Consider the following 14,787-nt stretch of genomic DNA (forward strand, 5'->3'; position numbering starts at 1 on the left):
CCTCGGAGCAGACTGCTCCCATGTCAGCATTGATCAGCCCCATCGACGAGGGAACCGGGCGACGCGGGCTCACCGCGAGGCCGCCGGCCCAGGTGCTGTCGACCCGCTCGGTTCCGCCGCACGAGAGCCTGGAGTTCTGGCACGACGCCGTGCTCGCCACCCTGGTCGGCATGGACATCAGCACCGACGGGCGGACCTATGACGCCACCATGCGCACGGATCGCCTCGCCGAGCTGCGGATCACCACGGTCGAGTGTGATCCCGGCGAGGTGCACCGGTCCCCGAGATTCATAGCCGCCGGCGACGGCCGCCAGGTCTTCGTGGCGGTACAGGCCAGGGGCGTCGCGCAGGTGGAACAGGACGGCCGGATGACGGAGCTGCGACCGGGCGACATCGCGTTCTTCGAGACGATCCGCCCGTTCCGCACCCGCTTCCCCGAGCGGTTCCAGCTGAAGATCTTCGCGGTTCCTCGGACCCTGCTCTGTCAGGAGGAGGCGGAGCTGCACGACATCACCGCGCGTGCGTGGCGCCCCACCGGGGGACTCCCGGCGCTGCTCTCCCCATTCCTGTCCCGGCTCGCCGACGCGTCCGACTCCTACAGCGCCCCCGTCGGCGAACGGCTCGCGGCCAACGTCGTAGACCTGATGGCGGCCACCGCGGCCCAGTGCGCGGGACGGGAGACCGGTGAGCTTCCCGGCGCGGGGCGTGTGTTGCTGCTGCGCGTGCAGAACTTCATCCGCTGGCACCTGTCCGACCCCGACCTGACCCCGCAGGTCGTGGCCCGTGCCCACGGCATCTCGGTCCGCTACCTGCACCGGCTGTTCGAGGGCGAGGGCACCACCGTCTGCCAGTGGATCCGCGACCTACGACTTCAGGAATGCTGCGTCGACCTCGCCACGGCGGCCGCGGGAACCGCCGACCTGGGGAGAGTCGCCCGCCGCTGGGGATTCAACGGCTCCGCCCACCTGGGACGGGTCTTCCGCTCCTCCCTCGGCCTCTCCCCGACGGACTGGCTCCGACGCGAGCACGCCCGGCGCGGACGTGGGGAGCAGCCGTGGCCGAACCCCAACTGACCACAAACGCCGATGCGCTCGTGTTCTCGACCCGGAAGCTGGCCCCCGAGGACAGGACGGCCGCCTGGCAGGAGGCGCTCTCCCGCGTCCTCGTCGAGGTCGAGGTGTCGCCGGTGCCCGGCACCGACCCCTGGACGGGGACACTGCGCGCCGAGCGGTTCGGAGCCCTTCAGATCGCCACCGAGGAGACCGGCGCCCCGGTGACGATCGTGCGCACCTCGGCCGCCGTGGCCGCCGACAGCCGCTCGCATGTGCTGCTTCGCCAGCAGCTGCACGGCTCCGTCCTGTTGTTGCAGGACGGGCGGGCCACGCGGCTGGACCCGGGTGGCCTGGCGTTCCACGACGCGAGCCGACCGTTCAAGCTCGTCATCACCTCCGACCAGCGCGCCCGGATCCTGATGCTGCCGCGGGCGCTGCTCCGGCTGGAGGAAGCGCAGCTGCGCCGCCTCACCGCGACGGTCCTGGACGACGCCGAGGATGCCCCGGCCGGCCTGTTGCTGCCGCTGCTGTCCGGTCTGGCCGAGGAGTCCCTCGCCGCCGCGCCGGCCCTGCGTGAGCGGCTCGCCCGCGCCACGGCGGACCTGGTCGCGGTCCTGGCGCTGCACCAGGCGGGGGCTCAGGAGGCGGAGCAGCGGCGGCCCGGGGCAGAACTTCTGGACCGGATCAAGGCCCATATGGAGACCCGCCTGGGCGAGCCGGGACTCTCCCCGCAGGACATCGCCGACCGCAACGGCGTCTCCCTGCGCTACCTGCACCGGCTCTTCCAGCGGGAGGGGACCACCGTCAACTCCTGGGTGCGTGCCCGCCGCCTGGAGGCTGCGAGCGAGGAACTGGCCCGGCCCGACGCGGCCCGGCGCACGATCGCCGTCGTAGCGGCGCGCTGGGGCTTCGCCAGCTCCGCGCACTTCAGCCGGGTCTTCCGCGAGGCCTACGACATGTCGCCGGTCGAGTGGCGACGAGCGTCCTGGGCGGCGCGGTGCACTGGCGGTCCGGAAGCCGTGCACGGGCGGACAAGCCTCCACGCCGCCGATTCCTAGCCTGGATACCGATGTCAGTCACAACATCCAGGGAGCAGAAAATGTCTGACGACACGTCAGTAGTCGCCCCCTTGCTGGAGCCGGAGGCGCAGGCCTTCGTGGAGGCCACCGCCAATCCGCCGTACCTGTTCGACCTCGCCCCGGCGGAGGGTCGCAAGGCCGTCGACGAGGTGCAGTCCGGCGAGATCGAGATGCCGGACATCGACGAGGAGTGGGTCACCGTCCCGGGCGGTCCGACGGGCAGCGTCCGGGCCCGGATCGTCAAGCCCGCCGGCGTCACCGGCACCCTCCCGGTGATCCTCTACATCCACGGTGCGGGCTGGGTGTTCGGCAACGCCCACACCCACGACCGCCTGGTCCGCGAACTGGCCGTGGGCGCCGAGGCCGCGGTGGTCTTCCCCGAGTACGACCTCTCGCCCGAGGCCCGCTACCCGGTCGCCATCGAGCAGAACTACACGGTCGCCCAGTGGGTCGTGCAGCAGGGCGCGTCCAAGGGCCTGGACGGCAGCCGCCTCGCGGTGGCCGGCGACTCCGTCGGCGGCAACATGACCGCCGCGCTGACCCTGATGGCCAAGGAGCGCGGCGATGTCCCGCTGCTCCAGCAGGTCCTGTTCTACCCGGTCACCGACGCGAACTTCGACACCGGCTCCTACCACCAGTTCGCGGAGGGCTACTTCCTGCGCCGCGACGGCATGCAGTGGTTCTGGGACCAGTACACGACCGACGAGGCCGACCGCGCCCAGATCACCGCCTCCCCGCTGCGCGCCACCACCGAGCAGCTCACCGGCCTGCCCCCGGCCCTGGTCATCACCGGCGAGGCCGACGTCCTGCGCGACGAGGGCGAGGCCTACGCGGGCAAGCTGCGTACGGCCGGAGTGCCCGTCACCGCCGTGCGCTTCCAGGGCATCATCCACGACTTCGTGATGCTCAACGCCCTGCGCGGCACCCACGCCGCCGAGGCCGCGCTGACGATGGCCACCCGCACGCTGCACACCGCGCTGCACGCGGGCTGACGATCCGGATCGAGGTCCCCACGCGGGGCTACGCGCCACCGTCCGCCCTCCCGTGGCCTCGTCCCCACCCCTGTTCCGTAGGAAGGCAGGGGCGGGACCGACGTCTCCGTCGGCACCACCTGGTTCCGGGCGACTTGCGTGGCCGGCGTCGAGGGACGAGGCCGGCTTCTCGCATCTGCCAGCACAGGAGAACATCCTCGCCGACGCCCGCGACGCGACCGCCCGCATGAATGAGTTGGGGGACGACGGGACGCAGGACCTGCCCGTCGCGCAGGTCATTCGCACCGGCGAGTTCCCAAACCGGTTCCTGGCGGAGCAGTTGGCGGTCACCACTTTTGTCCACAGCTGAGCGAAGGGGCAGTGCGATGAAGCCACTTGGCGCGAAGCCCCTCCTCGACGAGTGGGACTGGCAGAGTGCGGCGTCCTGCCGCGGCATGGACAGCTCCGTCTTCTTCTCCTCGTCCCACGAACGCGGCAGCAAGCGACGGCAGCGCGAACTGCGCGCCCAGGCCATCTGCCGCTACTGCCCGGTCCGACGGCCCTGCGCCGACTTCGCGCTGCGGACCGCCCAGACCTACGGAGTGTGGGGAGGCCTCACCGAGGCCGACCGCAACGCCGGTTGAAGGTCCCAACTCCACCTATTGGTCCACCTCTTCACCCCGCCCCGTGCGGGGTCCCAGTACAGGAGACCTCATGCGTATCCTCCCCTCGGCCCGCCGGGCACTCGTCCTCACCTGCACGGCAGCCGCCGCCGGTGCCCTGGCCTTCTCGGCGCCCGTCACGGCAGCGACCTCGCAGACCGCAGCGGCCCAGACCGCCACCGAGCACAGCGAGGCGCAGACCAAGCCCACGATCGTGCTCGTGCACGGCGCCTGGGCCGACGCGTCGAGCTGGAACGCCGTCATGTCCCGCCTGCTGCACGCGGGCTACACGGTCTACGCGCCGCCGAACCCGCTGCGCGGAGTGAGCGCCGACGCGGAGACGATCCGTGACTTCGTCGCCTCGATCCCGGGCCCGGTCGTGCTGGTGGGCCACTCCTACGGTGGGATGGTCATCACCAACGCGGCCGCCGGCAGCTCGAACGTGCGCGCTCTGGTCTACGACGACGCCTACATCCCCGACGAGGGCGAGACCGTGTTCCAGATCAACGCCGCCCAGCCCGGGTCGTGCGTCACCGCGGACCCGGCGACCTTCCTCAATCTCGTGCCGTACCCGGGCGCCCCGGCCGGCGATGCCGACGCCTACCTCAAGTACGCCCCCAACGGCAGCTACCGGGGCTTCACCGGCTGCTTCGCCAACGGCGTCCCGGCCGCGCGGGCCAGACTGCTGGCCGCAGGACAGCGGCCCTTCGCCGTCAGCGCGGGCTCGCAGCCCTCGGGGACGCCCGCATGGAAGTCGCTCCCGTCCTGGGCGGTCGTCGGCACCGAGGACCACGTCATCCCGCCGGCTGAGCAGCTCTTCATGGCGAAGCGGGCCGGCGCGCACGTCGTCGAGGTCGCCGCGGGCCACCTGTCCCTGATCACCCGTGCCGACACCGTCGCCGACACGATCATCACGGCGGCCCGGTCCGCCGGCTGAGACCTGGCCGTTCGGCAAGGGTCAGGGGTCGCCACCGAGGTGGCGACCCCTGACCCGGACGCGTTCAGTCGAAGCGCAGATCGGAGAGCCGCTTCCTGGACGAGGCGGGGTCGTCTTCGGAGAGCGGCCCATCTGCTCTGGTGACCAGGATTGAGGCCATCTCCCGGCCGGCCCGCTGTATACGTGCCCGCAGCCCCTCCGTGTGTGCGCTGCCGCCGGTTCCCCAGTCCTCGGACGCGGCGTAGACACCGGTCGGGACGACCACGGCACGCACGTGGGCGAAGAGCGGACGCAGTGCGTGATCCAGGACCAGCGAGTGGCGGGGAGTGCCTCCCGTCGCCGCGATCAGGACCGGTTTGCCCGTGAGAGCGTCCGGATCGATCAGATCGAAGAAGGACTTGAACAGCCCGCTGTACGAGGCGCTGAACACCGGTGTCACGGCGACCAGGCTGTCTGCGTCCGTCACCGCTGCGATCGCAGTGGCCAGTTGCGCTGCGGGGAAACCGGTCACGAGGCTGTTGGCGATGGCGACAGCCAGGGCACGCAACTCGATGACATCCACGTCCCCCTTGTGGCCTTGATCGGCGAGTTCATCGCAGACCGCGTCAGCGAGGCGGTCTGCGAGCAGGCGTGTGGAGGACGGGACGCTCAGCCCCGCCGAGACGACTACGACCTTCATACAACGGTCACCGCTTTCGAAGAGGCTTCTGCGGCGGAAGCGAGCAGGGACTGGTGGGTCGGTGCCTCCGGAACGTTCGCAGGGCGGCCGTTCGCGAACTCCTTGCGCAGTACGGGTACGACCTCCTCGCCGAGCAGGTCGAGCTGCTCGAGGACCGTCTTCAGCGGCAGCCCGGCGTGGTCCACCAGGAACAGCTGGCGCTGGTAGTCACCGGCGTACTCGCGGAAGGCCAGGGTCTTCTCGATGACCTCCTGCGGGGAGCCGACGGTCAGCGGGGTCTGGTCGGTGAACTCCTCCAGGGAGGGTCCGTGCCCGTAGACCGGCGCGTTGTCGAAGTACGGCCGGAACTCGCGCACGGCGTCCTGGGAGTTCTTCCGCATGAACACCTGCCCGCCGAGACCGACGATCGCCTGCTCGGGCGTGCCGTGCCCGTAGTGCGCGTACCGCTCCCGGTACAACTCGACCATCCGCTGGGTGTGGTCGGCCGGCCAGAAGATGTTGTTGTGGAAGAAGCCGTCGCCGTAGTAGGCGGCCTGTTCGGCGATCTCCGTGGAGCGGATGGAGCCGTGCCAGACGAACGGCGCCACACCGTCCAGCGGACGCGGGGTGGAGGTGAAGCCCTGCAGCGGGCTGCGGAACTTGCCCTCCCAGTTGACGACGTCCTCGCGCCACAGCCGGCGCAGCAGGGCGTAGTTCTCGATGGCGAGGTTGATGCCTTGGCGGATGTCCTGGCCGAACCAGGGGTAGACCGGCCCGGTGTTGCCGCGGCCCATCATCAGGTCCACCCGGCCGTCGGCCAGGTGCTGGAGCATGGCGAAGTCCTCGGCGATCTTCACCGGGTCGTTGGTGGTGATCAGGGTGGTCGAGGTGGAGAGGATCAGCTTCTCCGTCTGCGCGGCTATGTGGCCGAGCATCGTCGTCGGCGACGAGGGCACGAACGGCGGGTTGTGGTGCTCGCCGGTCGCGAAGACGTCCAGGCCGACCTCCTCGGCCTTCAGCGCGATGGCGACCATGGCCTTGATGCGCTCGCGTTCGGTCGGCGTCCGGCCCGTGGTGGGGTCCGGTGTGACGTCGCCGACGCTGAAGATCCCGAACTGCACGATTCCTCCGTTTATCAGGTGATTGAATGGTTCTCGAAACGGCAGGAGTCCACTGCTCGGTCGGGAGGACGGTGCGTGCACGGTAAGTGGTCCCACGGCGTTGTCCTCCGCTGCCCCGTCGCACCGGGGGTCCGCGCCTTGCTCGCGTGGAACCCCCGGCCGACGTCAGGTGATGTGCCGCAACAGCGCGGTGACCGCCGGAGGTCTCTCGCCAGGAGGTCGTGCCACCATGATCTTCCAGCTCGTCGCCGTTCGGCGTCGCCCCGGCGAGCGCCCGCCAGGGTTATGTCAACAGCATCATGTTCCAGCGCCGGGTCGGCGGCCCGGCGTGCCGCACGTGCGGCCGTGACGAACGCGCACCGGCGAGCAGCGGCGGTCCGAGACCAGTGTTCAGGCGCGGACCAGCGGTGTGTCGACCAGGTGCTCGGCCAGGAACCACGCCTGCCGTTCACCGGTCCTGATCACCTGGGACACCAGCAGGTCGTTGGTGCCGTCGTCGCCCAGCTCGGCGGTCCGTGAGGCGGCGTCGTGGGCGTCGACGAGAATGGTCTCGTGGGCCTCCAGCAGCCGTGACAGCATGGCCGGCACCTCCTCCACCCCGTCCGGGGGCCGCGGAATCGACGTGATCTCCGCGACGTGCCTGGGGTCGCCCACCGCGACTCCGCCCAGGGACTGGACGCGTTCGGCGATGGTGTCGATGATCTCAAGCTGTTCGCCCGCGTGCTTGTCCAGGACCAGGTGCAGCTGGTAGAAGGTCGCGCCGCGCATCAGCCAGTGGTGCTTCTTGTAGAGGCCGTAGAGGATCTGCGTGTCCGCGAGGGCCTTGTTCAGTCGCTGGCAGGAGTACATCCGTGCCTCGTAGGACAGAGCGACCGGGAACTGCTTGACGGTTCCGAACTCCTGGATCACCTCGCCCTTCTGGTGCAGCCATGGCTGGCTGCCGTTCACGGGCGTGGAATTGGTGGTCATGGTGCGCCTCCCGCGGTGCTGTGCTGTGTATACCCCGATGACGCTAGGTGCCCGTTCGAGGGGCGGCTTGACCGGCAGTGCACGCGGTGGTGCCCGCCAGCGCACTGTGGCCGGTGCCCGTCCTCGGCGTTCGCTCTCGGGCAGGTATTCGTGCGCTGGCGGACCAGGGCCGTTGTCGGGCCGCTCTAGCCTCACCGGGACAGTCCAGGTCCGGAGAGCCGGTGGAGCGAGGAGAGACATGAGCGCGAACGAGCAGGTGGATGTGGTGGTCGTCGGGCTGGGGCCGGGCGGCGAATACGTCGCCGGCACGCTGGCCGAAGCGGGACTGGACGTCGTGGGGATCGAGGCGGAACTTGTCGGGGGCGAATGTCCGTACTGGGCTTGTGTGCCCAGCAAGATGATGATCCGGGCCGGGAACCTGCTCGCCGAGGCGGGCCGGGTTCCCGCCCTCGCCGGTGAGGCGGTGGTGAGCCCGGACTGGACCAGGGTCGCAGGACGTATCCGCGACGAGGCCACCGACGACTGGAACGACCAGGTGGCCGCGGACCGCTTCGCGGCGAAGGGCGGGCGGCTCGTGCGGGGGAGGGGGCGTCTCGTCGGGCCGCGCCGGGTGATGGTCGGGGACCGCACGTTCGAGGCCCGGCGCGGTGTCGTCCTGGCCACCGGCACCCGCCCACGGATCCCCGCAGTCCCGGGTCTGGAAGGAACGCCGTACTGGACCAACCGGGACGCCGTGGCTGCCAAGAAGCTGCCCGCGTCGATGCTGGTTCTGGGTGGGGGCGCCATCGGCGCCGAACTCGCCCAGGTCTTCGCCCGCTTCAAGTGCGCGGTCACCGTGATCGAGGGGCAGGACGGGCTGCTGGCGCAGGAGGAGCCGGAAGCGGGGGAGTTGGCCGCGGAGGTGCTGCGGGCGGACGGCGTCACCGTCTTCACGGGCGCACGGGCGAGGCAAGTCAGCCATGACGGCACCTCGTTCACCGTCCACCTTGACGGTGATGAGCAACTGCTCAGTGCCGAACGGCTTCTGGTCGCCGCCGGACGCCACGCCGACCTGACCCCACTGGGGGTCGACACGGTGGGGCTCGATCCGACGGCGGGAGCTGTGCCCACGGACGGGCAGATGCGGGCCGGCGAGGGGTTGTGGGCGATCGGCGACATCACCGGCCGTGGAGCCTTCACACACATGTCGATGTACCAGGCGGAGATCGCCGTCCGGGACATCCTCGGGCAGCCGGGTCCCGGCGCCGACTACCGCGCGTTGCCTCGTGTCACCTTCACCGATCCGGAGATCGGGGCGGTGGGGCTGACGGAACGTCAGGCGCGGGAGCGGGGGCTGCGCGTGCGCACCAGCTTGGTGACCATCGCCTCATCCACCCGCGGCTGGATCCACGGGCCGGGCAACGAGGGGTTCATCAAGCTTGTCGAGGACGCCGACCGGGGCGTCCTGATCGGCGCGACCTCGGCGGGGCCGGCGGGAGGCGAGGTGCTCTACGGGCTGAACGTGGCCGTCCATGCCGAGGTGCCCGTCGACCGGCTTCAGCACATGATCTACACCTATCCCACCTTCCACCGGACGATCGAGGCGGCCCTGGGAGCCCTCCGCTGAACCGCGCCCCGACCATGGAGGCGGACCCGGGTGCCAGGCGGTGGCGCACCATGGTGGGCCGCAACCCGGGCGAGCCGCACAGGTCCGCCACCTCGCTGGAGCTCTTCTCCGACCTGTGTTTCGTCGTCGCGGTGGCGCAGGCGTCCACGAGCCTGCACGGGGCACTGACGGAGGGGGACTACGCCACCGGCGTCCTGCGCTTCGCGCTGGTCTTCTTCACCATCTGGTGGGCGTGGATGAACTTCACCTGATTCGCCTCCGCCTACGACCCGGACGACGTCCCGTACCGGGTGACAGTGCTGGCCCAGATCACCGGCTCCCTGGTCCTCGCCGCCGGCGTGCGCCGCGCGTTCGAGGACGGGGATCTGCACGTCATCACCCTCGGCTACGTTCTGATGCGCACGGCGCCGGCCGCACTCTGGTTGCGCGCCGCGCTGTCCGACCCTGCCCGCCGAAGGACCACGCTGCGCTTCGCCGCCGGGGTCACGGCGTGTCAGTTCGGCTGGGTGGGGCTGCTCCTCCTCCCGGCGCCGGTGCGGCTGCCCGGCGTCGTGGTGATGATCGCGGCCGAGTTGTCCGTTCCGTATGGGCGCAGTCCGCCGGGATGACGCCCTGGCACCCGCACCACATCGCCGAGCGCTACGAACTGTTCACCCTCATCGTCCTCGGCGAGTCTGTCGCGGCCGCCGCCGTCGCCGTCCGGAGCGCCTTCGACCGGCACCACGGCACCGGTTCGCTGTACGCGCTGGCGGCCGGTGGCCTGCTCATGGCCTACGCCATGTGGTGGCTGTACTTCGCCAGACCCGCGCACACCCTGCTGGCCACGACGCACCAGGCCCGCCGCAGGAGATTCCCCTGGGCCTACGGTCACTACCTGATCTTCGCCTCGGCGACCGCCGAGGGCGCCGGCCTGGCCGCGTACGCCGATCACGTCACGCGGCACACCGGGGCCTCGCCGATGGCCGCCGGAGCCGCGGTCACTGTTCCGGCAGCGGTCTTCCTGATCACGGTCTGGGCGGTGCACCTCCGGCCACACCAAAGGAACATGGCCGAGCGGGCACCGTTTCCCGTCGCCGCGGCAGGTGTCCTGTCGGCCACCTGGTCCCCGGCACCCGCGCTACCTGCCGGTGCGCTACTGGCGGTCCTGGCCGTCGTGATCACGTTGCCACGTCGGTGACCAGGCCCGCGGTGGTACCGCGTAGTTCGTCGTCCACGTTGCACATCCGATTCCCCACGACCCGCGAACGGCCGGAGCAGAGGCGGTGGAAATTGTCCACGAGCGCACCGGACTCGGCCTCACGGTGCACGGAGAGGCAGTGCACTGTCCGGACGCAGCCAGTGCACTGCCGGAATACTCGGGCACTTCGGCTCGAAATAGCCTGGAGGCGAAGCAGTCGCCGGGCGCAAGGCGTCCGGACCTTTGCATCGCACAGAAGTCCCACCCGTAATTCGGATCGGTTCATCGGTCCGGCGTGGGCGCAGTAACGCGCATCCCTGGTTCTCTCCCACCCGCCGCTGTCGCTCACATGGAAGTCGATCCGATGAAATCGACGCCGTTCATTCCGCAGGAGGTTGTCGAAAGGTGTCCACGATGCCGGTCGGTGGGCTGGTTCCCCGCGCCACCGACAACGCCGCGGACCTGGTCGTCCGCAATGCGAAGATCCACACCGGAGACCCGGTCCGCCCACAGGCCGAAGCGATCGCCGTCCGCGATGGTGTCATCACGGTTGTCGGCGACGACAACGACGTCGCCCCCCAGGTCGGCTCGGCCACAAAGGTGGTCGACGCCCTGGGCCGCCGACTGATACCCGGTCTCAACGACGCGCACCTGCATGTCATCCGAGGCGGGCTCAACTACGTACTGGAGTTGCGCTGGGACGGTGTCCCCACGCTGCGGCAGGGCCTGGCGATGCTGCGTGAGCAGGCCGCACGCACGCCCAAGGGCCAGTGGGTGCGGGTGGTGGGCGGATGGTCGGCCGAGCAGTTTGCCGAACGGCGGCTGCCGACCGTCGCCGAGCTGAACGCCGCCGCGCCGGACACCCCGGTGTTCGTCCTGCACCTGTACCAGGCGGCGGTCCTCAACCGGGCGGCGCTCAAGGCCGCCGGATTCACCCGGGACACCCCAGACCCCAGAGGCGGTCAGATAGTAAGGGGCAGGGACGGTGAACCCACGGGCATGCTGCTGGCCGCACCCAGCGCCCTGATCCTCTACTCGACCCTGGCCAAGGCCCCGGTGCTGGAGGGTGAGGACAAGAAGACCTCCACCCGTCACTTCCTGCGGGAACTGAACAGGTTCGGACTCACGTCGGCGATCGACGCGGCCGGGGGATTCCAGAACTTCCCCGACAACTACAGCACCGTCGTCGAACTGGCGAAGACGGGTCAACTGTCGCTGCGCATCGCCTACCACCTCTTCCCGCAGACCGCCGGTCAGGAAATCGACGACCTCACCCGCTGGATCGAAATGGCCCGCCCCGAGGACGGGGACGAATGGCTGCGCCTCAATGGTGCCGGAGAGAATCTCACCTGGGCGGCGGCGGATTTCGAGAACTTCGCCCAGCCGCGCCCGGAACACGCCGACTACGAGGCGGAATTCGAGAAGGCCGTGCGCCTCCTCATGGAGAACGGCTGGGGTTTCCGGCTGCATGCCACCTATGACGAGACCATCCGCCGGGACCTCGCGGTGTTCGAGAAGCTCGCCGCGGAGGGGCTCTTCCCGGCCGGAAACAGGTGGCTGTTCGACCATGCGGAGACCGTCTCCGTGGACAGCCTGGACCGCATCGCCGCCCTCGGCGGCGCCATGTCCGTGCAGAACCGGCTGTCCTTCCAGGGCGAGGCGTTCGTGCGCCGCTACGGTCCCGGTGCTGCCGCGGACGCCCCGCCGATCCGGGCCATGCTGGAGCGCGGCCTGACCGTCGGCGCCGGCACCGACGCCACCCGGGTCTCCACCTACAACCCCTGGGTCGCCCTGCACTGGCTGGTCACCGGCCGCACCGTCGGAGACCTGGTCGTCCGCCCGCCGCACAACCGGGTGGACCGCCGCACCGCGCTGGCGATGTTCACCGAAGCGGGTGCCGCGCTGAGCGGCGAGGAGGGACTCAAGGGCATCCTGCGACCGGGCTGCTTCGGAGACCTGGCGGTCCTGTCCGAGGACTACTTCACCGTCCCCGAGCCGGACATCGCGCACATCGAGTCCCTGCTGACGGTAGTCGGCGGCCGGATCGTCTATGCCACTGCCGAATACGAGGGCCTGGACGAGGAGCTGCCGCCGGTCAGCCCGGAGTGGAGCCCGGTGGCGCACTTCGGCGGCTACCAGGCCACGCCCGGCACGGGCCTGTCGGGCGCTCGCCAGGCCGAACTACTCGGCCAGGCCGTCGCCGAGTCGGAGCAGCAACGCCAGTGGCGCGCCCGACGCGGGCTCACCCCCGAATCCGCGAGCTCGTTCTTCGACCCCTGCTTCTCGCTCTGATCTCCCGGGAGGGGCCGGTCACGAGCCGCCCCTCCCGGGACGCCACCCCAACTCGCGCCGTCCACCGGGCGGTTGCTCTCACCAGCGGACGTCCGTCCGTGATCGCGTCGCACATGGAAAGGCTCACTCTCATGGTCAACATCGCCGAGGTCACCGCCGCCCCCAGCCCGGACCTGCTCACCCCGGACAACTGCGCGGTGTTGTTCGTGGACCATCAGCCGCAGATGTTCTTCGGCACGGGCAGCGGCGACCGCACCGCCATCATCAACTCCACCGTGGGCCTGGCGAAGTCCGCGAAGGTGTTCGACGTGCCCGTCGTGCTGAGCACGGTGGCCGCCGAGTCCTTCTCCGGTCCGATCATGCCGCAGCTGGAGGACGTCTTCCCCGAGAAGAAGATCATCGACCGCACCACGATGAACGCCTGGGAGGACCTCGCCTTCGTCGAGGCGGTCAAGGCGACCGGCCGCAAGAAGCTCGTCATCGCCGGCCTGTGGACCGAGGTATGCGTCGTCCTGCCGGCGCTCTCCGCCATCGCCCAGGGCTACGAGGTCTACGTGGTCACCGACGCGTCCGGCGGTGTCAGCCCGCAGGCCCACGAGCACGCGATCCAGCGCATGGTGCAGGGCGGCGCGGTCCCGGTGACCTGGGTGCAGGTACTGCTGGAGCTGCAGCGCGACTGGGCTCGCACCGAGACGTACGCCGCCGTGGGCGACGTGGTCAAGGAGCACGGCGGCGCCTACGGCCTCGGCCTCGTCTACGCCCAGGCGGTCATCGGCGCCCACGCGGCTGGCTGACCTCTTCACTCAGGCCATTGACGGAACGTCAGGAACGGGCAGGAACGTAGTGGATACCGGACTGTTGGTGCTCCGGCTGGTGGCGGGTCTTCTCATCGCCGGGCATGGAGTGCAGAAGGTCAGTTTCCGGCTGGGGGGCAACGGCTTGACGGGCGGAACAGAGGAGTTCAGGCACGACGGCTTCCGCGGCGGCCGGCTCACCGCGCTCGCCGCGGGCGGCAGCCAGGTCGGCGCCGGCCTGTTCCTGGCGGCCGGTCTACTCACTCTCGCGGCGGCGACGGCCGCCATGGGGGTGATGACGGTCGCGGGCACCGTCAAGTGGCACAACGGGCTCTGGGTGCAGAACGACGGCTACGAGTACCCGATGGTCCTCGTCGTCGTCTCCGCGGTGCTGGCGCTCACCGGTCCCGGACGCTGGTCGGTCGACCACGTCCTCGGCTTGACCCCCTGGCCGCTGTGGGTCTCCGTCGTGGCGATCGTGATCGGCCCGGCCAGCGGACTGCTCACCCGGGCGGTACTGCACCGCCCGCCCGCTCCCGGCAGGAGGACCCCGCATGTACAAGCTGCTGACTGACGCGGCCCGCACTCTGGCCCCGCCCCGGGGAGACCGGCACGGCCCGCTGCCCCCTCTCATGCTGACGCTGACCGCGGTGACCGGTCTCGTCGACGCCGTGAGCTATCTGGCGCTCGGGCACGTCTTCGTCGCCAACATGACCGGCAACGTGGTCTTCCTCGGGTTCGCGCTGGCGGGGGCCAAGGGTCTGTCCGCGCCCGCCTCCGTCGTCGCGATGGGCGCGTTCCTCGCCGGCGCGCTGGCGGGTGGACGGCTCGGCACGCGGTTCGCGGCACACCGCGGGCGGCTGCTGACCATGGCCACGGCGCTGCAGGTCGTGCTCGTCGCCGCTGCCGTCGTCACGGCCGCGGTGACCCACGGCAGAGTGAGCACCACGGTCCAGTACACCCTGATCGTGCTCCTCGGCCTCGCCATGGGACAACAGAACGCGGTCGCCCGGCGCCTCGGCGTCCCCGACCTGACCACGACCGTCCTGACCCTCACCCTGACGGGGCTGGCCGCGGACTCCGCCCCGGCCGGCGGGACGGCACCGCGGCCCGGCCGACGGATCCTGTCTGTGCTGGCCATGTTCCTCGGAGCCCTCGCCGGTGCCGCGCTCTTGTTGCACGCCGAACTCGCCCTCACCTTGGGCCTGGCGCTGGTGCTGCTCTCGGTGACCTCCCTGGTCACCCAACGCCTTTCGGCCTCGGACGCCGCCTGGATCAGGCCACAGTCATGAACGCGGCATCGGCCCCTCGTCCGAATCACGGACGAGGGGCCGACGCGTACATCAGCACTGGCCGCGTCGTCCCGCGTGGTCAGAAAGGGATCTTCCTTCGCCGAGAAGGGCGAAGCGGCAGTCGAGATGGACAGGCGCCGGCACCCGGCCCGGCCCCGGCTGGTCCGCGGGCGGGCT

14 protein-coding genes and 1 pseudogene are annotated in these 14,787 nt (G+C 70.3%); 12 read left to right on the forward strand and 3 right to left on the reverse strand.

The features are described 5' to 3' along the window. Positions 1-20 precede the first annotated feature (20 nt). From AAFF41_RS42815 to AAFF41_RS42840, 6 genes are all read left to right on the forward strand, one after another. Positions 21-1,073 (forward strand): AraC-like ligand-binding domain-containing protein, encoded by a 1,053-nt coding sequence (locus AAFF41_RS42815; RefSeq protein WP_343325756.1) that lies wholly within the window; start codon positions 21-23, stop codon positions 1,071-1,073. After that, positions 1,055-2,110, forward strand: coding sequence for a helix-turn-helix domain-containing protein (locus AAFF41_RS42820; RefSeq protein WP_343325757.1), 1,056 nt, complete (start codon positions 1,055-1,057; stop codon positions 2,108-2,110). Before AAFF41_RS42815 ends, AAFF41_RS42820 begins: the two co-directional genes overlap by 19 nt. A 41-nt stretch (positions 2,111-2,151) precedes the next feature. After that, on the forward strand, positions 2,152-3,123 hold the full coding sequence (locus AAFF41_RS42825) for an alpha/beta hydrolase (protein WP_343325758.1): 972 nt from the start codon (positions 2,152-2,154) through the stop codon (positions 3,121-3,123). Positions 3,124-3,349: 226 nt separating this feature from the next. Further along, the gene (locus AAFF41_RS42830) at positions 3,350-3,472 is read left to right on the forward strand and encodes a hypothetical protein (RefSeq protein ID WP_343325759.1); all 123 of its coding nucleotides are present in this window, start codon (positions 3,350-3,352) and stop codon (positions 3,470-3,472) included. 16 nt (positions 3,473-3,488) lie between these two features. Further along, complete coding sequence (locus AAFF41_RS42835; RefSeq protein ID WP_319754144.1) at positions 3,489-3,746, forward strand: WhiB family transcriptional regulator; 258 nt, start codon at positions 3,489-3,491, stop codon at positions 3,744-3,746. 70 nt (positions 3,747-3,816) lie between these two features. Beyond that, entirely contained in the window at positions 3,817-4,701 is an 885-nt protein-coding gene (locus tag AAFF41_RS42840; protein WP_343325760.1) for an alpha/beta fold hydrolase, read from the forward strand. Positions 4,702-4,765: 64 nt separating this feature from the next. Here the strand turns inward: AAFF41_RS42840 and AAFF41_RS42845 are convergent, their stop codons facing one another. The 3 genes from AAFF41_RS42845 to AAFF41_RS42855 all read right to left on the reverse strand — a co-directional run bounded on the left by AAFF41_RS42845 (position 4,766) and on the right by AAFF41_RS42855 (position 7,449). Beyond that, positions 4,766-5,380, reverse strand: a complete 615-nt coding sequence (locus AAFF41_RS42845) for an FMN reductase (protein WP_343325761.1) — start codon at positions 5,378-5,380, stop codon at positions 4,766-4,768. Beyond that, on the reverse strand, positions 5,377-6,480 hold the full coding sequence (locus AAFF41_RS42850) for an LLM class flavin-dependent oxidoreductase (RefSeq protein WP_319754147.1): 1,104 nt from the start codon (positions 6,478-6,480) through the stop codon (positions 5,377-5,379). The genes AAFF41_RS42845 and AAFF41_RS42850 overlap by 4 nt, the downstream gene beginning before the upstream one ends. 390 nt (positions 6,481-6,870) lie before the next feature. Continuing rightward, entirely contained in the window at positions 6,871-7,449 is a 579-nt protein-coding gene (locus AAFF41_RS42855) for a Dps family protein (protein ID WP_319754148.1), read from the reverse strand. 238 nt (positions 7,450-7,687) lie between these two features. On the opposite strand from AAFF41_RS42855, the gene AAFF41_RS42860 reads away from it, so the two are divergent. From AAFF41_RS42860 to AAFF41_RS42885, 6 genes and pseudogenes are all read left to right on the forward strand, one after another. After that, entirely contained in the window at positions 7,688-9,055 is a 1,368-nt protein-coding gene (locus AAFF41_RS42860) for a dihydrolipoyl dehydrogenase family protein (protein WP_343325762.1), read from the forward strand. Positions 9,056-9,105: 50 nt separating this feature from the next. Beyond that, positions 9,106-10,232 (forward strand): annotated as a pseudogene (locus AAFF41_RS42865) (low temperature requirement protein A). A gap of 405 nt (positions 10,233-10,637) precedes the next feature. Next, positions 10,638-12,524, forward strand: coding sequence for an amidohydrolase (locus tag AAFF41_RS42870; protein WP_415926064.1), 1,887 nt, complete (start codon positions 10,638-10,640; stop codon positions 12,522-12,524). Between the two features lie 131 nt (positions 12,525-12,655). Beyond that, positions 12,656-13,318, forward strand: coding sequence for a hydrolase (locus AAFF41_RS42875; protein WP_343326446.1), 663 nt, complete (start codon positions 12,656-12,658; stop codon positions 13,316-13,318). Positions 13,319-13,367: 49 nt separating this feature from the next. Next, the gene (locus tag AAFF41_RS42880; protein WP_319754151.1) at positions 13,368-13,892 is read left to right on the forward strand and encodes a DoxX family protein; all 525 of its coding nucleotides are present in this window, start codon (positions 13,368-13,370) and stop codon (positions 13,890-13,892) included. Continuing rightward, the gene (locus AAFF41_RS42885; protein WP_319754152.1) at positions 13,873-14,610 is read left to right on the forward strand and encodes a YoaK family protein; all 738 of its coding nucleotides are present in this window, start codon (positions 13,873-13,875) and stop codon (positions 14,608-14,610) included. The genes AAFF41_RS42880 and AAFF41_RS42885 overlap by 20 nt, the downstream gene beginning before the upstream one ends. The last annotated feature ends 177 nt before the right edge of the window (positions 14,611-14,787 follow it).

This window comes from Streptomyces mirabilis, from assembly GCF_039503195.1.
Classification (GTDB): domain Bacteria; phylum Actinomycetota; class Actinomycetes; order Streptomycetales; family Streptomycetaceae; genus Streptomyces; species Streptomyces mirabilis_D.

Coding starts and splice junctions, on each gene's coding strand:
- AAFF41_RS42815 (WP_343325756.1), top strand. CDS start 21: ATGTCAGCATTGATCAGCCCCATCGACGAGGGAACCGGGCGACGCGGG.
- AAFF41_RS42825 (WP_343325758.1), top strand. CDS start 2,152: ATGTCTGACGACACGTCAGTAGTCGCCCCCTTGCTGGAGCCGGAGGCG.
- AAFF41_RS42830 (WP_343325759.1), top strand. CDS start 3,350: ATGAATGAGTTGGGGGACGACGGGACGCAGGACCTGCCCGTCGCGCAG.
- AAFF41_RS42835 (WP_319754144.1), top strand. CDS start 3,489: ATGAAGCCACTTGGCGCGAAGCCCCTCCTCGACGAGTGGGACTGGCAG.
- AAFF41_RS42840 (WP_343325760.1), top strand. CDS start 3,817: ATGCGTATCCTCCCCTCGGCCCGCCGGGCACTCGTCCTCACCTGCACG.
- AAFF41_RS42845 (WP_343325761.1), bottom strand. CDS start 5,380: ATGAAGGTCGTAGTCGTCTCGGCGGGGCTGAGCGTCCCGTCCTCCACA.
- AAFF41_RS42855 (WP_319754148.1), bottom strand. CDS start 7,449: ATGACCACCAATTCCACGCCCGTGAACGGCAGCCAGCCATGGCTGCAC.
- AAFF41_RS42860 (WP_343325762.1), top strand. CDS start 7,688: ATGAGCGCGAACGAGCAGGTGGATGTGGTGGTCGTCGGGCTGGGGCCG.
- AAFF41_RS42875 (WP_343326446.1), top strand. CDS start 12,656: ATGGTCAACATCGCCGAGGTCACCGCCGCCCCCAGCCCGGACCTGCTC.
- AAFF41_RS42885 (WP_319754152.1), top strand. CDS start 13,873: ATGTACAAGCTGCTGACTGACGCGGCCCGCACTCTGGCCCCGCCCCGG.